The organism is Segatella paludivivens DSM 17968 = JCM 13650 (assembly GCF_000373185.1).
Lineage (GTDB): Bacteria > Bacteroidota > Bacteroidia > Bacteroidales > Bacteroidaceae > Prevotella > Prevotella paludivivens.
Window position 1 is genome coordinate 72,786 of record NZ_KB890631.1, and the last position, 26,766, is coordinate 99,551.

A 26,766-nucleotide genomic window follows, 5' to 3' on the forward strand; every position below is an offset into this window, starting at 1 on the left:
GTAAATTTGATACATTCAGAAAAGTCTATGATACATTAATTCATACTATTATATAGTAAAAACAATAACTTTGCAGACATGATTTAATAAATTATCTGTTTAAATAATTATGATAGTAAAAACAATATTAGCTGCAATGCTGGCAACGTTGAGTCTGTCTTCTAATGCTCAAACTGCCACATTTAAGAGTTTCAGTTATAAAGGTAACGATACTCGATTCAATAAGAGTATTGATAACAGTAAGCAATTCTATAATCCAATTCTAGCTGGATTCTATCCTGATCCATCTATATGCAGGGTCGGTGATACATATTATCTTGTAAATTCTTCATTCTCATTTTATCCAGGTGTGCCTTTGTCAACAAGTAAGGACTTGGTAAATTGGAAACAGTTAGGACATGTACTAGATCGTAAGTCGCAACTCCCACTTACACATCAGCGTATAAGTGGTGGCGTATTCGCACCTGCAATATCATATAATCAGAAGAATAAGACATTTTATATGATAACAACCAATGTTGGTGCTGGTAACTTTTTTGTAAAGACAAAAGATCCTTCAAAAGGTTGGAGTGAGCCTATCTATTTGCCAAAGATAAATGGAATAGATCCATCTTTCTTCTTCGATAAAAATGGTCAGGGATATATTGTACACAACGCTCCTGTTGATGGTGGTGCTGATTATGAAGGTCAGCGTGCTATTCGCATCTTCAAGTTTGACACCAATGGTGATAGTATTGTTGGTAATCATACTCAGATTGTGCGTGGAGGAACTCATGTTCAGAAAAATCCTATATGGATAGAAGGTCCTCATCTTTTCCGTGTTGGTAAGTATTATTATCTGATGTGTGCAGAGGGTGGTACCTGTGATTGGCATAGTGAGGTTATATTCCGTGCGAATAATCCTATGGGACCATGGATTGAATGTCCAAACAATCCAATCCTTACTCAGCGTACAGGGCTTGATCCTAAACGTCCTGACATTGTTACAAGTACTGGACATGCTGACATTGTGCAGAGTAAGAGTGGAGACTGGTGGGCTGTCTTCCTAGGTTGTCGCCCATACCAAGATGATTTCTACAACACAGGACGTGACACATATCTGTTGCCTGTTACATGGAAGAACGGATGGCCTGAGATTTTAGAGAAAGGCAAAGCTATGCCTACTGTATTGCCAAAAACAGAATGGCAGAAGAAATATAATGTAGCTGATGTCAATCAAATGACAGGTAATTTTACATATACTGATAACTTCAAAAATGGCAAATTGAACAGTCGTTGGATATTCCTGAGAAATCCTTCAGATTTCTATAAGTTTGCAGATGGTGGATTGGAAATCAATGCAAAAGCAGTGAACATAAGTCAACCAGAATCTCCTTCTGCTATCTTTGTACGTCAACAGCATAATACGTTCACAGCCGAGACAGAAGTTACTTTTAATCCTTCAGACGAACATCAACTTGCTGGATTGGTATTATTGCAGAATGAAGAATACAATTTTGTATTTGGAAAGACTATGCGTGATGGAAAGGCTGCTGTTACATTGAAAAGAGCGGAAAGAACAAATGTCACTGTTGCTTCGGCAACTCTTGATAATAATGAATCACAACAACCATTACGTCTTAAAGTTGAAGGTGATGGTCGTTACTATAGTTTTTACTATGCGGCAGGTAATGGTGCATGGAAACTATTGGCGAGTGGAGTTGACGCAGTCAACTTGAGTACTCATCAGAGTGGAGGTTTTATTGGTGCATGTATTGGTTTGTATGCTACATTAAGTAATAAGTAATTAGTTATTTGATAGGTTTTAATGTTAAGTTAGTTTTTAGCATTCCTGATTCTTTGGTCGTGAGATCGGAGAATCAGTTTTTTTATGCTCAACCAGAAAAAGTTTTTTAATGTCACTAATGTCATAATGTCACAAACCCTTTATATATAGTGTCTTTAGCCGGAATAGGTTTATTGAGGATATCACCCCTAAATTGACGAAGAACCATTGATGATGCCGAAATCTTATAATTATTAATAAAAAGTTTCGTTAACATTAATATTCAATGCGATGTAATGATAAATAATGGAACTGATTACAAATCTTACTATATTTGCCTAAATAATCAATATTTTATTATAACTTTGCAACAACGTTGTAGACAATAGTTATTTTTTCATTATGCTAGTCTACAGTAAAGTCTATATCAATGATGAGTGAAACAAACATAAAAATGAAACCATTCCATTCAGTTATCATATTTATGATATTTGTGGTTTGTGGGACGTTGTCTAGTATGCATAGTTATAACGTAACCAAGTATGCAATAATTAAAGATATGAATCAGGCATTGAGTCAAACCATTTCTGCAAAAGAAAATGGATTTATAACACCCGACACAATAATAAATTATCGCCAACATTTGAAGATAGATGCACTTCGAAGTCACTCTTTCCTATATTATGCTTATAATAGCAAGGATAATGTTATTTGCAGTAAAAAAATAAAATGGCATTCACCTCAGTATTCTGTTGAATTTCAAAGTTACGCCAATTGTTCAGCTGCCGACATTCTTGGATTATCCGACCAAAGGCTGCCGGTTTCAATATTAATAATAGGAATATTTTGGGGAGTATTATCTGTTCTGCATTTCAGGCGGCAATATAAAAATGTGATTGTGTTGGGTAATATGATGTATGCACAAGACGAACATTCATTTTATGATCTGAGCAAGTCACCTGTTGTTATGACTCCAATGCAAGAAAAACTTATGATGATGTTTTTCTCATCAGCAAATCATAAACTCTCTAAACAACAGATTTGTGATGAATTATGGCCAAAGAAACCAGATGCTAGCGAGACTTTATATACGCTGGTGAGGCGCATAAAGCCAATAATACAGACAAGAGGAAACCTTAAAATAATATCTGAAAGGGGCAAAGACTACAAACTTAGTGTCAACGATTAATTGCCAGTAATTCAAGCATTTAGCTCATTCTGATATTTAAAGGAAACAAAATGTCAGATAGATGTCAGATTGTTTTCAAATGTTTTTTTTAGCATTTCGATATCTTTGCGTAAAATTAAAACGTAAAGATGAAAAAAACTTATATTTTGATTATGTTTGCATTCACATTAAATGTTCTGAATGCACAAAATACAAAAGAAGTCAATCTAAATCAAGTAACCGTTAATGCTTCCAGAATAGTGAATAAAGCTGACGGAATGATTTTGATACCAACAGACTCGCAACGAAAAGCTGCGACTAATGGATATAGTATGCTTGGAAAACTAGGACTTCCGTATATAAGAATTGATGAGACCAAACATTCAATAACAGCCTTAGGCAATCAGGGTGATGTGCAAATACGGATAAACAATGTGATTGCAACTAAAGAAGACATGCTAGCTGTTAATTCTGAGAGTATAAAACGCATTGATTTTATTGATAAGCCAGGAGTTAGATATGGAGAAGGAATTGCATACGTCATCAACATTATAACCCAGCGTGACAACTTTGGCTACACTGTTGGTACGGATATGACGCAAACATTGACTGCAAAAAACGGTAATTATAGCGGTTATGCAAAGATAAACCATAAAAATTCAGAACTAGGGGTGACGTATACTTTATCCTATAATGATTTCGGTGGGAACATATATGATGAAAAAGCCCAATATAAGCTTGATGATGGTTCAAACTACATCATTTCACGTGATGATATAGACTCCCGTTCATGTAATATAGGGAATACTTTCGAACTAAAATATAACCTCGCTGATTCTGCTTCGTATGTATTTCAAACTTCATTGTCTGCGAATTTTAACCATACGCCAGGAGACTATAATAAAAGACTTATAACCGATAATGGCAACGAATACATATCTGAGACAAGAAACAAAGAAAACTTAAAGTCACCAGTCGCAGATATATATTTTTTCCATAAACTTGGTAATCATCAAAACATTACTGCAAATTTTGTCGGTACTGCTATTTCGACACGTGATTATGACTACAATGACGAGGGGAAACCTTATGAATATACTACTAACGGGAGTACTTGGTCACTGATGTCAGAGGCTATATATGAAAACGTATTAAAACCAGTCACGATATCTGCGGGTATACGCAACAATATTAAATATACAAAAAATCAATATAGTGGAAGTGTTGAGGATACAAACAGAATGCACAATTATGGAACATATATTTTCGGAGAATTGAAAGGACATCAGAATAAATTAGGGTATGTCGCTGGATTTGGTATTTCAAATCAAAGATACAGTCAGGGGGAAAGCAGCTATAACTATTGGTTGTGGCGTCCAAAAGCAACAATAAGTTATTCGCTAAACAAAAACTTAGCTATGACTTATAGCTTTGAGATTTATGAGCATATATCTAAAATTGCAATGATCAGTGATACCAAAATAAAAAAGAATAGTCGAGAATGGATTGTTGGAAATTCAGATCTTCAACCTAATAGAGTTACTACCAATACATTAAGGCTGTCATATAGCAGAGGAGGATTAAATAGCATTACAGACATTCAATATAGATTGAACTCTAATCCAAATTTAGCATACTATACCAGAACAGAAGATGACCAATTTCTATATACACAAAAAAATCAACACGCTATCAATATGCTTATTTTACAGAATTCAACAAAATATGATATAATTCAGAACGTAATGTCACTTTCTGCATATGCAGGGGTGTATCGTTTTTTTAACTATGGAGAGAACTATACACATCTGCTCACTTCATATAATATTGGAGGAAGTTTGCAGGTTTATTTGGGAGCATTCACTATTACTGCAAATGCGGATAATGGTTGGAAATTCATGGAAGGTGAAACATGGAACAAAGATGCTAGTACAACAGATATTACATGTTCGTATCATATTGGAAATTGTGATTTGTCAATAGACTTGCAGCACCCATTTCAAAATAATCCAAAGATAAACCATGCAGAACTTGTGAATCAATACATTAATAAGTCTATGATAATGCATAGTCGTGATAACGGAAATATGGTTACCATAAACTTTGCATGGAAACTAAGTAAAGGTAAAAGATTCCAAGACATACAAAGAAAAATGAAAAACAAAGATACTCAAACAGGTATATTATAGCAGAAGATGAAAAAGATACTTCTTGCTCTTATAATATTTATCATCGCTTGTTTTGTTATAAACACACCGAGAAAAGACCAAAGAAACTTCAAGGATATATTTCGGGAAGAAATGAATTATGCCGAATTTAAGACGTATATCAATCCAGATATGGGATGGGGTTTCCAATATCCATCTTTTTTCAGCCAAGAAAGCTGTGATGACGGAACTTGCTGCGTAAGATTTGGATATCATGCCAATGATATAAATATGGTCTTAGAATTTAAAATTATATATGTAAGATCGTCGTCAAATGTTTACAAAGAGTCTATATCATCAGGAAACTTAAATAGTTATACAGGTTATTGCTATCATTCACATAATATTGTTTATAGGCATCGTTGTTATGTTCTTACATTTTTCTATCCACAAGATTACAAACATGCCGTAATACGCATAATTCGCAATCTCAATGAATGGAAACCATTTAAGTATTGTAAGAAAATATTTTGAAACTGTTTTAACTTCGTTTAAATGATTCATGAACAAATATCAAATTACACCTTTATTGAAATTTTGATTTTCTTTTTCATTATCACGTGATTTATTATATCATAATTCTGTTGACATTTTATTTCTATGCTAAAGTTTGCAAATAGAGATGTTTGCTATTTTTATTAATGCATAAAATCAAGGTCTTCAATATTATGATATTTATATTATAAGGTGTTTGTGCTTGATGTAAAAAAGCAAATATAATAGACATGTATATGATAGTATTACTATTATTCTTTATTATTATCAAGCAAACGCAACCGTTGTTTTAATTCATCTTTTGCACAATATAATGTTAATTAGTGCAAAAATAAGGCTTATAAGTGTTAATATGTAATGTTGATTGGTATACCTTATCTATTTTTTTCTTAACATTGTAGCACGACTAAATTTTAGAGTATATAATAACGATAGATTTCTTAGACTAATAATTTTACAAATGCAGAGCTTTAAATTTTTTTTAGTAGGTGTGGCCGTATTGGGCTTCGCCTCATGTTCTAATAATGACTCGGTAGATGAAGGAGTAGTTAATCCATCAGTAACAGGATTGTCGGTGGATGCTTCGTCTGGTTCTTCATTATCTGATTTGGTGCTTAATTTTAAGTCACCTGGAACTCGTGCTGTGGATTACACAACACTATCTCTTGGTTTAATTACTAACATACCTTCAGCGCCGTCAGTTCCAAATGATGCAGCTGACTTAACAAAGGTAATCAATTGGGGAACGGTTAATACAGAAAGTAATTCTGTTTATCTAGCTTCTGGCAAAACATATAGTGGTCAACTTGGGCTTGGAAATAAAACTTATTATATTTCCGGAGATATGACACTTACTAATGTTTGGGGCTCAGGTACAATCTATATTTTGAAAGGTGGTTCCTTAAATCTAAACCATGGTGAAGGAACCTTGTTGAATAATCAAGGTGCCACGATCTATAATTATGGCACACTGACAACTACTGCCAGTAAATTCTACATTGGTGGTACTGAAACTCTCTATAATGCTGGCAATTTAGATATCCCTACACAAACATTCAAATGTGAAGGTAAGGTATATGTTGGTGGTTACCTAAATACTAAAGGATGGGAAACAAATCAAGATGAACGTGTAAACGTTGTTGGAAACGTTACAGTTGCTGATGACGCATCACAACTAGATGGTAATATCCACGTTGGAGGCTCGTTTACAGCTCCAGCCATTACATTACAAAACAGTTGTAAATTTGTTAGCGATTGCTCTATTAAGACCTCTGGCGAATTAAGACTTAATAGCAACAATGTTGTGCTTTATGCAAATTATGTAGAGTGTGCAAGTCTTTATCAATGTGCTGCTTCTACAATACAGTTAGAAAATGGTGCCTATATTAACTGTGCTGGTACATATACGAATCTTAATAATGGCAATGATGCTAAATTCGTTCTTGTAGGCGACAAAGCTATAGCTGTCGTTAAGGCTGCAAAGATGATCTGGAATGCAGGCGGTGATGTTCAACGCGTGTACTTATTCCAGACTCCTGGTAGTGGCTCTACAATAGCAGTAGACTGTGCTTCTTTTGCTCGTCTTGTTAACAATAATGACGAGATTGCGATGGCATTTAACGAATTCTCCTTTACTGGAGGCAATGTTGTTAATATTCAAGATGAATCTAAAATCCCAGGGAACATAAAGATAGCAAAGACAGACTGCAATCCTGCTTATAATCCAGATCCGTCAATACCTACGACTGATCCAACCGCGCCTACAATAGATGTTATTGCAGAGGTAAATAATGAGCATACTCATGATATTTCAGCTACATGCGTTAAAACATATAATGGTAATGTTTATGTTTCTTATCATCAGCGAGGAACTGGTCAAAGTGGATGTCTTGAAGTATTGAAGACTGCCAACGACAAGACACAGTTGTTACAATTTATTCGTGATCATAATAATGAACTTGATTACAACTCGTTAGCGATTAATCCCAATGTTGGAAAATATGGACGTGTTTACGCTGTCGGCAACTCAAAGAAAAAGGGTGGTATTATAGCCTATATTGATTTGACAAGTGACGGATTAATGAATACAACGGATTCTGTTACAGAAAAAGGAACAGAGAAGCCTCTTAATATGGTTTGCCTCAAGGGATATAAGAAATATGCAACAATTGACAAGGATACAACTGTTGACGGTGATGGTAATAGCGTTGCTGTAAACGGAAGCCATATTGAGGTGATGACAACTTCTGGTTATCGTGTATATGATGCAGCCACACTTGTTCCTGAAAGTGTGACCAAACTTCCTGGTAAGGCTAAATTCATTGATATCAATGGTAACACAATGGTAACTGCTTATCTTGCAACTCAGGCACAGAATTCCGATGAAGCCATAAAAGCTAATGTTCAGACTTATGCAACTTCTGACTATAAATTAGTAAATCCTTTGACCGAGATAACTAATGCTGCAGATATTCAACCAAATAATGGTAAGAATGTTGTTCTTATTGATGGCAGTAAACTTTATTTATGTACAGGTCGTGATGGATTAAAAGTATTTGAGAATGGAACATTCACATGGAGTTATCAGCCAGATAATATAACCACTTCTAAGGGCGTTTATAAGGCTTATTGTAACGGTGCCGCCTTTGACAGCAAATACATTTATCTTGCTTATGGTTCTTATGGACTTATTATCCTTGACAAAACAACCCATAAAGTCATTGCTCAGCGAAAGATGGTTAAATCGGCCAACTATGTAACTTTAGCTGACGGTTATATCTATGTGGCTTACGGACGTGATTGTCTGCAAGTCTTCAAGTTAGTAGAATAACATTCTTTTATTATAAATAGCCAACTCGGGAATATTCATATAAGATGTTCCCTAGTTGACTTGTCCTAAAATTGAATTGAGTAAATGAATAATACTGTAAAGAAATTGTTTACAGCCATGCTATTATTATGTCTGTTTCAGATGGCTATCTATGGTCAGATGGACAACCTTAATGGATACAGACCAAAAATGCTGGTTTATAAAAATCTAAAAAACAAAGATGTATTAAAGCATTTCAGTGAACGTTTCAAAGAATTAGAGCATCTATTTAGCAATGCTAAGGTTATTATGTCGCCTTATGCTGCAGCAAGAGATATCTCAAACTATAACAACATTCTTGACTCACTTTATAAAGTAAAAAATAATCAAGATGTTAAATCATTATTGCGGAATAATGGTTTTGAAGTTACAGGGCAGGCTTATGGACGCTTAGACAACTCTTTTCATATTAGTGATGATGATGACGTGTCATCTTATAAGGCAAAGGCTCAAGCTGAAATAGGATGGGATTTGATTAACAGTAAATTTTATCAGAAAGAAGCTAAAACCAAACAGATACTTTATGGAAATGAGGTTGACAGACTGCAACAGTTCAAAAAACAAAATGAAAATGTTTTTGACGATTGTCAAAACAAGATAATAGAAATATATAATTACTATTTAGCTGTGACGATGAGTCATAGGTTGAAAAATCTGGATATACTAAATGAGGCATCACAACTCATGCTTGAACAAGATAGGGTGGCTACCGACCAGACTATGGATTTGATGAACGAAAAGATAGATCTGGAATATCAACTTTCACAAATATATAGTGCGGAAGCTCTTGACAAGCAGCCTCTGTTTATAATTAAACCGACGATGCTTGTTGTTGACACATTGGCTTTGATGAATCTAGTCAAAGACAATATGGGCTCAAAGATAATAGCAGCTAGCCAAAAGATGCTTGAAAATCGCAAACAGCTTACAAATTATCTTTCTACAACAAAATTGACACCATTCTTTAGAGCGTCTTCTTATTGGACTAGTAAAGACAGACTTAGCAAAAATCTAGACTTAGGAGTGAGATTTACTATTCCTCTTTATAATCAGACAAAAAGCAAGAAGCATTCTATTGATATCCAAAGTGCATTGTTAGAATTGCAACGCACTACTGATAATGAACAACTGAGAAGAGTATGTCTTCAACAACTCGATATTATTGATAAACTGAATCAGTCGGTCAGTGTAGAGGCTATTCATATGAGGCAGTTAAAACAGTATGTGGAAATTCGTAAGAAAGCCTATATTAAAAATCCGAACGGATATAATTATATCGTTAGGATGCAGGAATATAACCAATTGCTTAAAGGTACGGAACGCCTTTGTCACTTGATGCTCAATCGACAAATGGCATTGATAAATATAGAGAAGACAATAGGAGCAGATATTAAATATTTAACAAGGGAGGTAGACCTATGAACGGTTTTAATTATGATACTGATCCACAGCAGGAAGACGCTCGGGAAATGCTTCGTTACCAAAAAACGAAACTAGCTAAACAACAAGTTGTTTTTTCGAGTTTTTTTTTGTTTATATTGATACTTCTTGGTATTTATGTGGTCAATAGAATTATGTATGCTCAATATGACGGATACATAAAAATAGATCAAAACCATGTAAGGGCTTTGGACGATATTTATGTGTTGAGACTGCACAAGAAAGTAGGTGAACATGTTAATCCTGGCGATACTCTTTATTCTTATGTGTTGCTGAATAATATAATCGGACAATATGACGTGAATCATCGCCCAGCAGTTATAAAAGAAGCTGCTGATATGAAACTGCAGGCACAGTTGGCTAAGCAACAAATTCCAGTTCTGAGAACAAAATTGTTTGAACTACAAAAGCAGATAAGAAGTGAAAGTAATGATATTTTTTATGGACTAACCGACAATACTGCACAAAACAATTTAAAAGCGCAGATAGAGGAAACGAAGACCGAGATAAGAAAGCAGATATCTACTGTTGCGATATATGAGCAATCAATAGGAAATACACGACAGTATATACATGGTAGTGGTTATGATCGTGATCGTGCAGGTATGCCTTATTCTCCAGAAGGTAAAAGATATAACGGATCTTTGGTTCTGTATGCCTGCGCCCCTGATAGTGGTATTATTACCGACATAAAAGTTCCGGCAAATACTGTTTTGTTCAAAACAGAGGAGGTTATGTCAATGCAGTATTCTAATTACGGTATTGCTAATCTTGGAGTAATGGTTTATGTACCTAGTGACAAGGTGGATTATATCAGTAAGGCAAGTGATGTTGAAGTGATTGTCAATAGAGATATCATACTTAAGGCTCATGTTAAATTGCTAGGACTGCGTGTCGAGGATATTCCAAAACATCTTTTGAGTAACTTTTCGCATGATATTGATGCTGTAATTGCATATTTGAATTTTGATAAGGGACAGGTTGTGCCCTATTGGGTATTGAATGATAATCTCCCCGTTAGAGTTCGTGTCAATAAATTGAAAAGTAAAAATCAACCGTTCAGTGACAGACAGTTTATATTCACTGGCGATGGTGGTTCTATACCCTATAAACAAGCAGGGGAGAGTAAACATGAAAGTAAGAAAGTAAATTTGTCATACTAAAGGAATAAATAATGAATGTTGATGGATTTAGAATATATACAAATTCTTATGGTCGCAAGATAGCGATAATCACAAATCTTGTTGATTTCTCAGATAAGTCATATTTTTATTACGGTGCCTTTGATGCCGTTTATATCAGCATGACTAATAGCCATTTAGTGAAAGCGGTACTGAAGCGTATCAATCCAGTGACATGCAATGAAACTTCATATCTGCCGCTTTTTGTCAGTAAACGGCTAAAAGGAAAATTAGGATTGCACGATTATGTAATTGATGACTTTATTGATAACCCAACAACATCAGAGGTTGCCACAAAGATAGAAGACATAATCAGAAATATTAAGGAAAAGGGAATAATACCAGAAGATGAGCTTATAAAGACCTCTAGTGATATATTTCTGCGAATATACAGATACAAGTTGTCACGCAATGACTTAATAATGAAACCAGAACTTGTTGAGAAATCGGCGACTGGCTATTCATATCCTTTGCTTGAACTATTTCATAATCTAGGATATTATCATTTACGTGAGCACTTTTCTTTTGAGCAAATCAGTTATGAGAAGGGGACTTTTCGTCCTTTGCGTTTCGTAAACAAAATACATCTTTGTCCTAAGTGCCAACACTCTCATCTACTTTATTACGAGACTTGTCCTAAATGTGGCAGCTCAGAATTGCACATAGAACAGATGATTCATCATTTTGCTTGTGCCAATATTTCGGCAGAAAGTACTTATAATTTAGGTGGACAGTTGGTTTGTCCTAAATGTCATGAACAATTGCGCCATATTGGTGTGGACTATGACCGACCTGCAAGCCTTTACTCATGTGAAAACTGTAGTAATACTTTTATTTCCCCAGTTACAAAGGCTTCATGTACATATTGTGAGACAGAGACAAATGTGAAGGAACTTGTGCCTCACGATATATATGAATTTGAGATTACTCCTCAAGGTGCAGAGAATATAGCACATTCTCTGTATCCGTTATATTCAATCAACTCATATTTTGACAACTATATGAGTTTCTATGCATTCAGGAATAGACTTCAATTACTTATCGAAAGGAAGATAAACAATGACCAGATTGCAGGACTTGTTCTAGCTAAGATCTGGACTTTGGATGAAAATGGGCGTACCACTGTGGTAACCGATGACATTGTGGCTACAGCGTGTCGAGTCTTCTCAACAAATAAAGTGACTTCTACAAAACACATTCTATATATTAACTGCACTCTTTATCAAGGAGAGGGGCAGAAACAGCTTGATGAGTTTAAGGATAAAGTTGTTGATGGCGCAAAGGTGCTTGCTGCTTTTATTGAACCTGGCCATACGCAGCACTATACGTTTGAGATTGTTGGAGACAAGATTACGGATATAAAGACTTATATGCAACAGCTGGAGTTAGTCCCTAATCAGGCTGACCATGTAACTACTTATGAAGAAGCAGAGCACCCTATGGACATTTCATCTCCTGAAGCTGTTATAAAACACTTCTTTGGAACTAATAAAAAGATAAGTGATGCTCCTGTCACGGCTGATGTTCCAAAAATCCATGATGTGGAGATAATAGATAAAAAGTCATTTAATTATATTTCTTGGCTTATAATGATTGTAGTAGGAGCTTTAGCAGCTATTATTGGCAGCTATTTGTGGTTAGTATAAAAATAAGATTTGATGTTTAATGAATTCTTTGATTTTCTCGACACATTTGTGACATATCTTCAACATCTGTCATTATCCAGCATAGTAAATACATATTGGTTTCTTATATTCATTGAGTTGCCAAGATATTACATTGTTGAATATGCCGTTATGTTTTATATTAATCTGCATCAAAAAAAAATGCGTAAGCTAAAGAAATTCGCAAGATTCAGATTATATAAAGATAATCCCTTGATATCAGTAATCGTACCAGGAAAAAATGAGGGACAGCATATCTATAAACTTGTAAAGTCACTTGCCGAACAAACATACCGTAATTATGAGGTTATAATAATAGATGATGGATCGGATGATCTTACACCGTATATCTGTGACGACTTGGAAAAAGCCCACCTCATAGATAAGTATATAAGAATGGATGTCAGAGGAGGAAAGGCTAGTGCGGCAAACATGGGAGCGAACGTCTCAAAGGGCAAGTATATCGTTCATCTGGATGCAGATTCTTCTTTAGATATTGATGCCATAGAAAATATATTGCTCCCGTTTTATCTTGATGATAAAGTAAAGGGAGTCGGAGGTTGTGTTAAAGTAAGAAACTCCCAAAAAACTATTTGTACCTCGCTTCAGGCAATAGAATATCTGAAACGTATTCAGGTTGGACGAACTGTGACATCTTTCTTTGGTATATATCATATTATATCAGGTGCTTTTGGGGCATTTGAAACAAAGACGTTGCGTACATTCGGTTTTTGGGATGTAGGACCTGGGCTTGACGGTGATATCACGCAGAAACTTCGTAAGGCTGGATATCGTGTGGTGTTTGCAAATGATGCAATATGCATGACTAATGTCCCGACAAGGTGGTATAAACTTTTTCATCAGCGTATTAGATGGTCACGCTCACTGGTAAGATTCAGATTACGTAAGCATATAGATATTCTTTTGCCTAATAAGAATTGGTCGTTTCTGAACTGGTTGTCAAATATGGAAAGTATTATGTATGACTGTGTTCTCAACTTTGTGTGGGTGTTTTATGTTATTAACCTGATGTGGAAATTCAATGAACATATAATAGAGGTCGTCTTTTTGGGATATTTCATACGTCTATGTTTCAATTTCTTTGGATTTGGATTGATTATGATTACCTCAGAGCGGGCAAGGCAAGAGTTTAGTCTTATAAGATTTATGCCATTGATGTCTCCTTATTCTGGATATTTTCTGAGGATTGTCCGTTCAATAGCTCAATTGCAGGAATTCTTCTTCTTTAGGTCATATGATGATCCGTGGAATCCAGAAAAGACTTCACGATATGCTAAACTAGAAAGAAAATAATATGTCTTTTATAAATAATATTTACTATGATTAGAAAAAGCAACATTAAAATTGCAGTAATAGGTTTAGGATATGTTGGCTTCCCGCTTGCATGCCTTTTCGCTAAGAAATTTAAAGTGATAGGATATGACGTTGATGCGTATAAAGTTAAAAATCTCAACAATGCAAAAATTGGTGATATTGATGTTAATATTGATGTAGTTAAGAATTTACTGTATTCCGGAAATTTGAGTCTTACATCATCACAGAGCGATGTGGCAGATTGTAATGTTTATATAGTTGCTGTACCAACTCCCGCCGATAAGAAGTTGAAAGCTGATCCAACGTTGCTTTATCAGTCTTCTGTTGATTTAGGTTCGGTACTTTCACCTGGTAACATCGTTATTTATGAGTCAACAGTATGGCCTGGAATGACAGAAGAAGAGTGTGTTCCGCGGTTAGAAAAATCATCGGGACTGAAATACAATGAGGATTTTTTTGTGGGATATTCACCTGAACGTATTAATCCAAGCGATAAGGAGCATTCTGTGGCAAATACAAAGAAAGTCACTTCTGGTTCAACTCCTAAAGCTGCAGCTTTCGTAGATCGACTTTATAGATCTGTTTTGTTAAATGGTACATATAAGGCGTCTTCAATAAAAGTTGCTGAAACATGCAAGATGATGGAGAATTGTCAACGTGACGTTTTGATAGCATTCGCTAATGAGATGCTTGGAATTTGTCAAACGTTAGGCATTGATTTTGACGAGGCAAACAAAGGTTCGGCAACAAAATGGAATTATGTAAAGATGAATCCCGGATTTGTAGGTGGTCATTGTATAGCAGTTGATCCTTATTATATGATAGACAAGGCTTCTGCTGCTGGATATAATCCAACTTTGCTAAAATCAGCGCGTCGTCTAAATAGTAAAATGGCGCCGAAATTTGCGCGTCGTGTCATCGTTGATATAAAATCTCGCGGATTAAGTGTTGGTAAGAGTCGAGTGCTTTTGTTAGGATTTTCTTTTAAAGCTAATTGTCAAGACATTCGCAATACACGTGCTTATGATATTTATGAGATGATGCATAGATATACTCATCACATCACTATTTATGATCCTCATGTAAATGCTGATAAGGTTAGGGGAGAATATGGAGTAGATGTAGAGACGGATGAGGACTCTTTGTCTATTGAAGGATATGATGCAGTCGTTGTTTGTACATTGCATTCTATATTCAGGAACCCCCAAAAATGGTTGAGAAAGGGTGGAAAAGTCTACACGTTGAAGAATGTTTGATACTCCTTATTTCGCCAAAACAACATATTCCAGTACAGTTTTGGCGAAATATTAGAAACCATAAGTTATATGAATCGGTATACATTAAAATGTTAAAAGTATATTCAAAATGTAGCATTGCCGAAACTTTATTCGTATTTTTGTATTATGGAAAAACATAAGATACGATCATTATATAGCAATGTGCACGATGCGCTTGTGAAGGAAATAAACGTGTTGAAACATAAAAGTCGTGGATTCATATTGGGTGAAGTGTTGACTTTTCTACTCTTTATAGGATTCTTGGTTCTTTTCACGGTTACTGATTTAGGGTTGATGTGTATAGTAATGTCTTTAATTAGTATATTTGCTTATGTTGCTATAAGATATGCTGACGTTAAGAATAATGCCAAGATAGATATTAAAGAATCTCTAGATTTAGTGTATAAACATGAGATTATGGCTATTAATGGTGACTTTTCTTGTTTTGATAATGGAGAAAGATATGTTGATGCTCATCATCCTTTTACTTTTGACCTTGATTGCTTTGGCGCAGATTCCCTCTTTAATCGAATAAATAGAACAGTAACTTCGGGTGGTAACAAATGTTTGGCTAAGTTCATGTCTACAGTAAGACCACACTCTTCGGTAGAAGCACTTACGCAATATCATGATGCTATTATTGAACTTGCTGCCGATGATAAGGTTGCTTGGCGTATGAAATTCATGTCTTTGGGCGTAGAAAAAGATATTGATTCTGATGCAATACTACGGGCGGTAAAGTCTGTTAAGAGTTTTAATGTATCTAGTTTCTTCGCTTCGTCATTTATTCCTTGGATAGTTTGGATACTCACCCTGTGTTTTGTAGTATCGCTTATACTAACTGGAGCGGGTGTAATCAACTATGTTATACCAGTAATGTTAGCTCTAGTCAATTTCTTTATAGCAATTAAATTGTGTCATAAAGCATTACATGAAATATATAAAATAGTGGATAAATTGCATACACAACTGGTGTCTTATGTGAAACTCATCCAACATGTGTCCGATGCAGACTATACATCTGTTCATCTTTCTAATGCTAAAGAATTGCTTACAGAGGCAACGCCTTCTTTCATGGAAATGCAAAGCATGCTTGCAGATATAGAGAGAAGAGGAAATAACTTATGGTTTTTCTTTTCAAATGCAGTAGCTCTTCAAGATCTGTTTATAATTAGAAAGTTCGTGAAATGGCAGAATGCTTATGTTGAGAAAATGGACATGTGGATAGATACAGTAAGCGATGTTGATGCTATTGTGGCTATGTCTACATTCAGTTTTAATCATCCGGAGTCACATAGTGCTGATATTGTGGATGATGACAAGATTATATTTGAGGCACATAATTTATATCATCCATTCCTTGATGAAACAGCCGTGAAGAACGATTTCCTTATAAAGGACCATAACTACTATATTATTACTGGAGCAAATATGGCTGGTAAGAGTACGTTCTTGCGTACATTGGGTATAAACTATATATTAGCAATGATGGGAATGCCTGTTTTTGCAGATAATCTGACGATCTCACAGTTTAATCTTTTCACAAGTATGCGCACTACTGATGACCTGACTCATGGCATTTCTTATTTTAATGCCGAATTACTACGTCTTCGCCAGTTAATAAGTAGTCTGAGTGGTCCAACGTTAATCATTCTTGACGAAATATTGAAAGGAACAAACTCTCTAGACAAGTTAAATGGTTCTCGTCTTTTCCTTGAGTACATTTCTGGTAAGAATGTAACTGGGATTATTGCGACACATGATTTGGAATTGTCTAAAATGGTGGAAGTATATCCGGATCGTTTCCATAATTATTGTTTTGAAATAGAGTTGGGAACAGACATCACATATTCTTATAAGATAACCCAAGGTGTGGCAAAAAATCAAAATGCAACCTTTCTTTTGCAGAACATACTTAAAGAGATGTGAGACAATATGCTTTGTTAAGTTACGATAACTTAGCAAAGCATATTTGCTATTCTCTTACCTGTTCAGTATCTATAGCTCCTCTTTATCATATTGCCAATAGTGTTAAGTACTAGAAAGGGGATGACGATTCAACTATTCAGTTTTATTTTTATAATCTACGATGCACAGTTGATAACCTGCATATGCCTGAATATATTCATTCTTTGCATTCTGTAGTGCAGTCTGAGCATCAAGCATATCGGTCATAGTGGTGGTTCCTGCACGATAGGTATTGTTATTTATACGTAGATTCTCTTCGGCTTGTGTTATTGACTTTATAGATACTTTTATCTGCTGCCACGATTCTATTACATCATCATGCGCCTTTTGTATATCAATAGCTAAAAGTTCTCTGTTGTCTTGTAATGTCTCCATCGCATTTTGCAACTGTAAACTGGCTTTCTTCTCATTATGGGCACCCTCCCATAAGTTGGATATTGGAACAGACACGGTGACAAAAACAGCTCCTGATAAGTTATTCTTATCAAAGAAGTTGTCATACGAATACGATGCTCCTACGCTAAGAGTGGGCAATGACTTGCCCTTCTCGATATTAAGATTTGTATGGCTTATATCAACATTTTTTTCTAGCAACTTAAATTCAGGTCTTTGCTCAACCTTATCTGATGATGAGAGTGCCATCGTATATAGATCTGGCAATTTGCCAATCTCTATAGGGGAAGATACATCTATAGATGTCTGAGCTTTTCCTATATACTGAGCAAGCAACAACAAGCTCTGCTTCAAGGCATTGTTAAGTTTGATACGCGTACTTTCATTTTTGTTTTGTTCCAGTTCCACCTTTAATAAGTCATTACGATTCTTCAGACCGGCCTTAACGGCTGAAGCCACATCTATGTGTAACTTGCTCAAAAGGGAATCAGATACATCCAGTGTGCGAATGGCTTCTTTGCAGTCAACAACCTGCCAGAAATACCTCTGGGCATTATATGTTACTTGACGTATAGAGATGTCTTTCTGAATGCGTGCCGCATCTTCTCCATACTTGGATAGTTTATAACTATTGCTGATGCGACCACCTGCATAAATTGGCTGCATCACAGATACGCCTGCTGTTACACCATTCTTTAATGCTGAGTAACTCGCAAGACCTAAGTTAAGGTCCAGCAAATGCTTGTCGGCAGCAAATCCGATAGCAGATGCACTTACCTTTGGCAAAAAGGCATTATATGTATCCTTACGGGTTTCTGATGCCTGACTAATCTGATTGTCGGCAGTGCGAACAGATATATTATGCTCTATTGCCATTTTACTAACCTCTTCGGCTGTGTAACTATGCTGTGCTAGCAAGGCTAATGGCATTACCAATGCCATCGCCAATGTAATTATTCTTTTTGTTTTCATTTTACTACTATTTTATAAGCTACAGGCATCACTGTGAGTATGAAAAGCATTGTAACCATTGTTCCATAGCATATCACGGCTCCCATTGGTGCCCACATATAACTACCACTGATAACCATAGGCACTACACCCATAGAGGCTGCTGCCGATGTAAGGAAGATAGGACGCATGCGCCTGAGTGCGGCATAATAGATTGAGTCGGCTGTAGTGAGATGCTCTTTCTGTTTTATCTCGTGGGCGTAGTCAAAGAGTATGATGCCATTACGTACAAGTATACCCATAAGACTTACTATGCCTAGTACGCTTGTTATACTAAAGTTGACTCCTTGAATGATGAGACCTAGGGCTGCACCAAAGACGCATAGCACCAGACATGACATCATAAGTAGAGATATACCTATGCGTTTGAAATGCCATAACAAAATGAAGAAGATGATGACCACAGATGTGATTAATGCCATTATTATGCCTGGCATCTGATCACTATCCCCAGCATAGCGACCTCCATATGAAAGGCTTACTCCGCTAGGCAGATGTATATTGTCCAGTTTCTTTATCAGATGTTCGGTAGAAGATATAACATTATTGTTACCTACTACCTCCGAAGATACTGTAACACTACGCAAACCGCCACGATGTGTAATCTGCCCATATTCTAACTGGCTTTTGAATTTGGCTAACTGACGTAATGGAGCATTGCTTAAGCCATAATGTACAGGTATTAGCTCGTTTTTTACATCATTTACAGTTGCACTGTCTGAGTGTTGCGACTTCATAACTACATCTGTACCATAGTCGCCCTCCCAAAGTGTTGCCACCTTGAGCCCGCTGCTATACTGCAACATCATAGTCTGCTGAAGACTCGCATTTGTCATGTCAAGCATATGCATCTGTTGATCGTCAGGACTGATGTGTAATGAATGTAGTGGCTCTTCAAAACTGGTGCGTACTAATTGTAGTTCCGGCATTTTGCGCATTCGTTCGGCTATAATGTCAGCTGCCTTGGAAAGTGAATCTAAATTGCCACCTGTAAGTCTCACTTCTACTGGATGGGCTTCATCATTGAATGATAGTTTTACGATACGTACATTCGCATCAGGGAAATAGTTTGAATACTTATTCTTATACTTATCTACAAGTAGCTCAGTCATCTTATTGTCGGTGGTGTTGACGATAAACTGCGCAAAATTACTGCCGCCTAACTGTGGTGCATAGTCAATATGGAAACGTGGAGAGGAGGTTCCTATAAACGATGTGACAGAAACCACACCGCTATCACGCCGTATCATATGCTCTAAACTATCTGAAATCTGAGCTGTACGGTCAAGCACTGTACCCGTGGGGAGGCTTATCTCTACGGCAAACTGATTGCGCTCTGCATCGGGCATTAATTGTTGTGGAACCATAGATAGCATAACACATCCTATGATAACACTTAGTACGGTGGAACCTATAGTAATAGCGGGATGCCTGAAGCATAAGTCAAGTAATAACTTATATTTTACCTGTAACCACTCTAATATTGAGAATTTCTTTTTCTTGTTGTCTCTGTTGACCATTGATATGTTTTCTGGCTTAATAAAAAAATACTGCAATATTGGAACTACAAGTTGTGCCACATACATAGAGATGAACAGAATGATGGTAATAGCCCACGGAAAGCTCTCAAAGAACTCTGTAAGACCACCATTCATAAAGATTATAAGTGGGAAGAATGTTATGCTTATAGACAGTGTAGCTGAAAGTATTGATTTGAAAAAGTGGCGAGCACTCTCTATAGCAGCATGCCAACGGGATATGCCAGATGAAAGGAGTTCAATATAATTATCAATTATAACTATCGAATCGTCTACAATCATGCCAAGAGTTACTATCAATGCAGCTAGTGTGACGGTATTAAGTTCCATATCAAAAGCATATAGAGCACCAAGGGAAATTGCAATCGTAACAGGGATTGTGCCTGAGGCGACAAGTGCAACACGAAGAGGCATAAGTAACAGAACAACTCCAATAACTGCTACTATGGCAATAAGAAGTTCTTCGAAGAATGAATATATACTGTCTTCTACTACTTTGCTTTGGTCGGTAATCTTCTGTATCTTTACATCTTTTGGAAAAGACTGCTTAATAGATAACAGCTTTTCGTTTACTTTCTCTCCCATTGATGTAATGTCTGAACCCTTTTTCATCTCAATGCTCAGAAGAAGAGTTTTTGAACCATTGTAATTGATATACGATTCCGGTTTTGGATATTCTTTTCTAACATTGGCAATATCCATCAGTCTGATAGATGAGTTTGTTGTTGGATTATTAATGATTTGTATATTCTTCAGTTCTGAAACTTTCTGCATTCCAAGATCTACATAAATTGGATATTCAGTGGTACCATCTTTTATACGGCCAGAACCAGTAACACATCCTTTCTTCATAAGTGCGTCTGCAACCTGTTCGCTTGTAAGGCCATAATGAGATAGTCTTTCATTATCGATAGTGACGCTTATCTGTTCTTTCTGCATTCCGTAAACCTGAACGCGACCTATATGGTTAATCGTTCGCAGACTGTCTTCCAACTGCTTCATGTATTCGTTCAGTTGTCTGTATGTCTTTTGTTTGCTTTCCATGGCAATCAGCATAGCGGATGTTTCGCCAAAGTCGTCTATAACCTCAGTACCCGCTACACCTTGAGGCAACTGTCGTCCATAGGCATCCAAGCCATGACGAAACTTACTCCAAAAGGCATCTTTGTCTTTAACATCATCATTAAGTTCTACCTGAATAATGCTAATGCCATCACGACTGGATGATATGGTATTTTTACGTTTCACTTCATTATAGGTGAATATATAATTCTCAAGTGGTTTGGTAACCTGCTGCTCAACATTCTCGGATGTAGCACCTGGGTATAAGGCTACTACCAATCCTTGACGTATGGTGAAATTAGGAAACTCATTCTTCTTCATATTATCAAGCCCCCAGATACCAAGCCCCATAAGGCAGCTGACTATCAATATCACAATCTTGTGATAACGCATAGCCCATTCTTGCATAGTTTTTTTCATAATAGAATCCTTTCCTACTTGATTATATTTACACGTGAACCATCACTTATTTTTTGCATTCCTTCTACAATAAGTTCGTCTCCGGTAGACAATCCGCCTGTGACATTGATTCCGTTATCATTTTCATCACAAATGGAGATACTTTTACGTCGTGCAACTCCATTCTTTACTACCCAAACGTAATATCTGTTGTTGTTATCCATCTGAGCTGATTTGAACGGAATAATAATACCTCTATTGTGTGATACACCTATATATACTTTGCATATCATACCTGGCAGAAGTTTGTGATCTGGATTGTTTATACTGATACTTACAGGATAAGAGTGAGAAAGAATATCTGCTTCAACACCCACTTCTGATATTCGACCAACAAATACTCTGCCCGAAAGTACATCAACTTGCAATTTTACAGGTTTGCCTACTTTCATAGAACTCATTTCTTTTTCTGGTACAGATACGTTTATTTTCACATGATCTATTTTCACAAGTTTCGCAATACTCATTCCTGGACCAGCATTCAATCCTATCTCGCCTGTCTTCTCTGATATATATCCATCAAAGGGAGCCCTGATGCTACAGTCTCTTATCATCTTGCTTGTAATGGACTCTTGTGACTTTGCCTCACGCAACTTGCTTTGTGCTTCAACCAACTGTACCGCTGGAACACTATTTGTTGCCTTCAGTTGCATCAGCCTATTATAGTAATCGCGTGCCTGCAATGTCTGTGTGTGAGCAGCCTGCCATTGGTAATATGCCTGAGATGTATTTGACACAGCGATAAGTTGTCCCTTTTTGACATATTGTCCTTCGTCAACCTCCATTCGCTCAATAGTTCCGCCATTGATAAAACTCAAAGCTACTCCGTTTTCTTCTTTTACGGTTCCGGAATAGAACTGTGAATTGTTATCTGTTGCAATCCCGACGGTTTGTACTTTTACACTAACAGCTGTTTTGTTATTACTGTTATCTCCCTTCCTACATGAACTTAGGAAAATCAACATAAAAAATAATGCTACCTTGAATTTAGTTTCCATAATTTTTTTATTTATATTTCGACTGCAAAAATAGAGCAAATAGGACACCTTTTGGTGTTCTAAAATATCCTTTAATTGTGCAAATTGTGTTATTGATGAAGAAATAAGAATAATAAAACAGTAAAAGTGGAATGCAGAACAGTGGATGTTGCGAAAAAAACATTTACTTTGCAAAATAAACCAAAAACATTACAGGCATGAATAAAGTAACTTTTGGAAGAGTACAACAGGAAGATGGACTCTACTATAATAATGATGGTATAATATTGATAGACAATATTACACAGACTTCACTAGCAGACTACGAAGATATCAACCTTGAGTTCAATGTCTTTGTATACTGTGAAGAAGGTAAATTGCAGCTTACGCTTAATGATAATGTATATCTTCTTAAATCACAAGACTACATATTATGTCAAGCAGGACAGCATGTTAAAGATTACATGATGAGTCAGGATGTAGAATTTAAGATGTTGGTTTTTACGACAGCAGCCATTAGTAATTCGTTGTTTCTAAAAGATGCAATATGGAATATTTCGGGTCTTTTAGAAAAATCACCTAAACAGCACTTATCTGATGAGGAAGGTGAGATAATAGAACACTATTACGAACTTGCTAAGATTCACATGAGCGAAGACGGTGATCAAAAATATAATCATGATATAATAAAACTTCTTTTTCAAGCTCTTGTAATGGAGTTCTTTAAGATGGCAGATGCTAAAATTAAGGAGGAAGGCTTGCCGGATGTTACTGCTGATAAGAGCCAGAATGGAGTTTTGTTTCGCCGTTTTGTAGAGTTGCTAACAGCAAATGATGGTAAGATAAGGACAGTACAAAAGGCTGGTGAGATGCTTAATGTGTCTCCAAAGTATCTTTCCAAAGTGATAAGTAAGGCTGGGGGAAAGACTGCTATGCAATATATTCACGATTATACGATGGAGGCAATCATATACCGGTTGAAATATACAGATTTATCAATTAAAGAAATAGTAATAGATATGGATTTCCCTAATATATCTTTTTTCGGTAGATTTGTAAAGTCGATGTTAGGAATGTCTCCTCGTGAATATAGAGAGAAATTAAGAAAGAAAAAGTTGTAAATCGTAACAATCGTTATTTTTCATGTTGTTTTCATGATAGTGGTAGTGTGTTTATACTATATATTTACTACTTTTGTATCTAAAGAATCATTAGCAAATAAACTGTAAATTATATGTTTCAAGAAATAAACCCACATAAAATTTCGTTCAACGAAACTCGAGAACCTGCTAGCAACGATTATGTCGTTTCTGTCAAGTATGGTAAAGTCCTATTTAAAAAGACAAATGATGAAATTGATATACCATTGATTTCTGATTTTAAGGGGATAGATCTAAAGGACTTGAAGTATATTATGAGTGTGGAGAAATCTAACTTCTATATATCTGTAGAGCATATATCTTCACCAGATATGGAATATGGCAAACTTCTTGGCTTACTTCATCTTGACAGCATTCCACAGGAAATAAGATTTGCTGCATCTACATGTGCCCATTTGGCAACTTGGTATGAAGACAATAAGCTATGTGGAAGGTGTGGAACTTTAACTCAGTATGGTAAGGAAAGAAATGAATTGGTATGCCCTAATTGTGGCAGACATATCTTTCCAACAATAGCCCCTGTGGTAATTGTCGGAATAACTAATGGTGATAAACTAATGCTGACTCGTTATGCTGCAAAGGGGGCATATGCTCATCATTCGCTGGTAGCAGGATTTGTTGAAGTAGGCGAGACTTTGGAAGAAGCTATACGCCGTGAAGCCTGCGAAGAAACTGGATTGAAAGTAAAGAATATCAGATATTTTGCTAATCAGCCATGGGCTTTCTCTTCGGCATTACTTATGGGCTTTTGGGCAGAAGCAGATGGCACTGAAGTCCATATCAATGCAGATGGTAAAGGGGAACTTGCCACAGCCGAGTGGATTTCTAGAGATGATATAAAAATTGAGAGTGATGAAAGTTCGCTCACTTGGACAATGATTAAAAGATTTAAAGATAATGAAAAATGAAGTTTTATTCGTTCTGTTGAACGATTATGCAGATTATGAACCAGCTTATATTTCTGGTTCTATCAATTGTGATAAGTTTGGAATGAAACAAAATCCAAAATATGTAACAAAGGTTGTTGCACCAACGATGGATTTAGTCCGTTCTTGTGGCGGCTTTCATACGATGCCAGACTATTCTTTTAACAACATGCCTGAAGATTATGCAGCCCTTATTCTTATAGGAGGATTTAGTTGGATGACGGATGAGGCAAAGCAAGTAGCACCTATTGTGAAAGACGCTATTTCAAAAGGCATAATAGTAGGTGGTATCTGCAATGGTGCTTCTTTCTTGGCACAGAATGGCTTTCTTAACAATGTCAAGCATACTGGAAATGGACCTGACGAATTGAAACGTTGGGGTGGGGATAACTATACAAACGCTGCTGGATATCAGAATGTTCAGGCCGTAAGTGATAACGGTATTGTTACTGCTAATGGAACAGCATCACTGGAGTTTGCTGTTGAATTAATGAAGGTGTTGAAAATCGACACAGAAGAAAATATTGCCGTATATTACCAGTTCATGCATCTAGGCTTTTGTGATTTCATGAAGACGCTGGCATAAGTCATCTATAATTCCATGGTATCATAACGACATCTAGATAGAAGTGAGCAACTCTGTAGAATTACGAATGATGTACTAACATATTTAAAATAAAAACAACATGAAAAAATCATTGCTAGTATTTGTTTTTCTATCAATGGCAATTTTTGCTATTGCGCAGACGGTTTTTATCACCAAAACTGGCTCAAAGTATCATTCTGACGGTTGCCGCTATTTAAGTCGTAGTTGTATTCCTATTAGCCTTTCAGATGCCAAGTCTGAAGGTTATGAACCATGTAGCGTATGTGATCCACCAACTTATGTTTATAAAAGGCATGTCACTCACAATAAGAAGCAACATGCAGTTTATAAGCGCTACCACCATAAATCAGTTAAAAAGACGTTGTAACAGATCTTTTTTATATATATCAGGGAGAAAAAGTTTTTTTGATCTCCTTAAATGTTTGTACAGATATAATAATTGTGTTAGACTGGATGATCGTTTTCTGCCTAACTTCAAGGACTTGTACAAATCTTTAAGATTAAATCGAAAGAACTTTTTCTCCATTCTTTAAATATTCAGTAAATGGCTCCCCCATGTACTTAATATCAATTCCCAATTTTTCAATAATAGGTCTTACGCCAAAGTTTTCACAACAATTCTTACAAGCTTCAATTGACACGTTGGAATGTATCATCTCTAATATTTCAGTCTGAACTTGTGTATCCTCAGCTACTAATTTTACAGATGCCCCCCAAAGGATAAGATTCACTTGTTTCCACCAACCACGTTTCATAGATGTTATTGCATACATAGACAACATATTGAAAAAAGTATCTTTATTGTTCGTTGTCCACAAAATGTTTAACTTTTCATTTGTATCCATATTTTATAGTGTTTAAAATCATTACTTTCTTAACTGTTACAATTCTATTGTAAGTATCCCCCTTGGGTGAGTACAAAGTTAAACAATAAAATCTTATTTATTTCTTTTATTCCTAATTTTCTTTAAAGTATATTAGGCTAGGTGTTTCAAGTGGTAATGGAGCTTTTTATAATTATTAGTTACTCACTATTACTCAGTGATATTCGTTAGGACTGCTAAAAATTTTAAAATAGAGGCATCAAAGGTTCTTCGTCATAGGGGCTTGATAAAACTATTTCGGCTAAAGACACGGCTAAAGACAACACTATCAGAAAAAGTTTTTCCAATGTCACTAATGTCACTTTGCCACAAACCCTTTGTTTATAAGGGATGAGCGAGTGACATTAAGTGACATTATCGGCCTAAAAGTGACATTAAAT

The 26,766-nt window shown here is 36.0% G+C and carries 19 protein-coding genes; 15 read left to right on the forward strand and 4 right to left on the reverse strand.

Annotated elements, in window-relative coordinates; all coding sequences use genetic code 11:
* The first annotated feature begins 109 nt into the window (after positions 1-109).
* The 11 genes from B045_RS0103335 (at position 110) to B045_RS0103385 (ending at position 17,330) form a co-directional block, all read left to right on the forward strand.
* The gene (locus B045_RS0103335) at positions 110-1,786 is read left to right on the forward strand and encodes a glycoside hydrolase family 43 protein (protein ID WP_018462857.1); all 1,677 of its coding nucleotides are present in this window, start codon (positions 110-112) and stop codon (positions 1,784-1,786) included.
* A gap of 433 nt (positions 1,787-2,219) precedes the next feature.
* Positions 2,220-2,954, forward strand: coding sequence for a winged helix-turn-helix domain-containing protein (locus B045_RS0103340; RefSeq protein WP_025882803.1), 735 nt, complete (start codon positions 2,220-2,222; stop codon positions 2,952-2,954).
* Positions 2,955-3,082: 128 nt separating this feature from the next.
* The gene (locus tag B045_RS0103345) at positions 3,083-5,122 is read left to right on the forward strand and encodes a TonB-dependent receptor (RefSeq protein WP_018462859.1); all 2,040 of its coding nucleotides are present in this window, start codon (positions 3,083-3,085) and stop codon (positions 5,120-5,122) included.
* 6 nt (positions 5,123-5,128) lie between these two features.
* Positions 5,129-5,614 carry a hypothetical protein gene (locus B045_RS14815; protein ID WP_018462860.1) on the forward strand — a complete coding sequence of 162 codons (486 nt, stop codon included), beginning with the start codon at positions 5,129-5,131 and terminating at the stop codon, positions 5,612-5,614.
* Positions 5,615-6,095: 481 nt separating this feature from the next.
* Positions 6,096-8,465, forward strand: a complete 2,370-nt coding sequence (locus B045_RS0103355; RefSeq protein WP_018462861.1) for a DUF5074 domain-containing protein — start codon at positions 6,096-6,098, stop codon at positions 8,463-8,465.
* Between the two features lie 84 nt (positions 8,466-8,549).
* Positions 8,550-9,926 carry a hypothetical protein gene (locus B045_RS0103360; RefSeq protein ID WP_154650088.1) on the forward strand — a complete coding sequence of 459 codons (1,377 nt, stop codon included), beginning with the start codon at positions 8,550-8,552 and terminating at the stop codon, positions 9,924-9,926.
* Complete coding sequence (locus B045_RS0103365) at positions 9,923-11,107, forward strand: HlyD family secretion protein (RefSeq protein ID WP_018462863.1); 1,185 nt, start codon at positions 9,923-9,925, stop codon at positions 11,105-11,107. The genes B045_RS0103360 and B045_RS0103365 overlap by 4 nt, the downstream gene beginning before the upstream one ends.
* An 11-nt stretch (positions 11,108-11,118) precedes the next feature.
* The gene (locus tag B045_RS0103370; RefSeq protein ID WP_018462864.1) at positions 11,119-12,771 is read left to right on the forward strand and encodes a TackOD1 domain-containing metal-binding protein; all 1,653 of its coding nucleotides are present in this window, start codon (positions 11,119-11,121) and stop codon (positions 12,769-12,771) included.
* A gap of 180 nt (positions 12,772-12,951) precedes the next feature.
* A complete protein-coding gene (locus B045_RS0103375) occupies positions 12,952-14,103 on the forward strand; it encodes a glycosyltransferase family 2 protein (RefSeq protein WP_238311960.1) in 1,152 nt (383 codons plus the stop codon).
* 26 nt (positions 14,104-14,129) lie between these two features.
* A complete protein-coding gene (locus tag B045_RS0103380; protein ID WP_018462866.1) occupies positions 14,130-15,380 on the forward strand; it encodes a nucleotide sugar dehydrogenase in 1,251 nt (416 codons plus the stop codon).
* Positions 15,381-15,527: 147 nt separating this feature from the next.
* On the forward strand, positions 15,528-17,330 hold the full coding sequence (locus B045_RS0103385) for a MutS-related protein (protein ID WP_018462867.1): 1,803 nt from the start codon (positions 15,528-15,530) through the stop codon (positions 17,328-17,330).
* Between the two features lie 132 nt (positions 17,331-17,462).
* On the opposite strand, the gene B045_RS0103390 is transcribed toward B045_RS0103385, so the two are convergent.
* The 3 genes from B045_RS0103390 to B045_RS14220 are packed head-to-tail and all read right to left on the reverse strand — an operon-like array spanning position 17,463 to position 22,830.
* Positions 17,463-18,734 carry a TolC family protein gene (locus tag B045_RS0103390; protein WP_018462868.1) on the reverse strand — a complete coding sequence of 424 codons (1,272 nt, stop codon included), beginning with the start codon at positions 18,732-18,734 and terminating at the stop codon, positions 17,463-17,465.
* Positions 18,731-21,793, reverse strand: a complete 3,063-nt coding sequence (locus tag B045_RS0103395; RefSeq protein WP_018462869.1) for an efflux RND transporter permease subunit — start codon at positions 21,791-21,793, stop codon at positions 18,731-18,733. Before B045_RS0103395 ends, B045_RS0103390 begins: the two co-directional genes overlap by 4 nt.
* Before the next feature lie 14 nt (positions 21,794-21,807).
* Complete coding sequence (locus tag B045_RS14220; RefSeq protein WP_018462870.1) at positions 21,808-22,830, reverse strand: efflux RND transporter periplasmic adaptor subunit; 1,023 nt, start codon at positions 22,828-22,830, stop codon at positions 21,808-21,810.
* A gap of 197 nt (positions 22,831-23,027) precedes the next feature.
* Here B045_RS14220 and B045_RS14820 point away from each other — a divergent pair, with 197 nt between their 5' ends.
* From B045_RS14820 to B045_RS15485, 4 genes are all read left to right on the forward strand, one after another.
* The gene (locus tag B045_RS14820) at positions 23,028-23,930 is read left to right on the forward strand and encodes a helix-turn-helix domain-containing protein (RefSeq protein ID WP_018462871.1); all 903 of its coding nucleotides are present in this window, start codon (positions 23,028-23,030) and stop codon (positions 23,928-23,930) included.
* A gap of 113 nt (positions 23,931-24,043) precedes the next feature.
* A complete protein-coding gene (gene nudC, locus B045_RS0103410) occupies positions 24,044-24,877 on the forward strand; it encodes an NAD(+) diphosphatase (protein ID WP_018462872.1) in 834 nt (277 codons plus the stop codon).
* Positions 24,867-25,481: a DJ-1/PfpI family protein gene (locus tag B045_RS0103415; protein WP_018462873.1), complete on the forward strand. Its 615-nt coding sequence runs from the start codon at positions 24,867-24,869 to the stop codon at positions 25,479-25,481. The genes nudC and B045_RS0103415 overlap by 11 nt, the downstream gene beginning before the upstream one ends.
* Before the next feature lie 100 nt (positions 25,482-25,581).
* Positions 25,582-25,869: a hypothetical protein gene (locus B045_RS15485; protein WP_202900282.1), complete on the forward strand. Its 288-nt coding sequence runs from the start codon at positions 25,582-25,584 to the stop codon at positions 25,867-25,869.
* A 133-nt stretch (positions 25,870-26,002) separates the two neighbouring features.
* Here B045_RS15485 and B045_RS0103420 read toward each other — a convergent pair whose 3' ends face one another.
* Positions 26,003-26,347: a hypothetical protein gene (locus B045_RS0103420; RefSeq protein ID WP_018462875.1), complete on the reverse strand. Its 345-nt coding sequence runs from the start codon at positions 26,345-26,347 to the stop codon at positions 26,003-26,005.
* Positions 26,348-26,766: the final 419 nt, after the last annotated feature.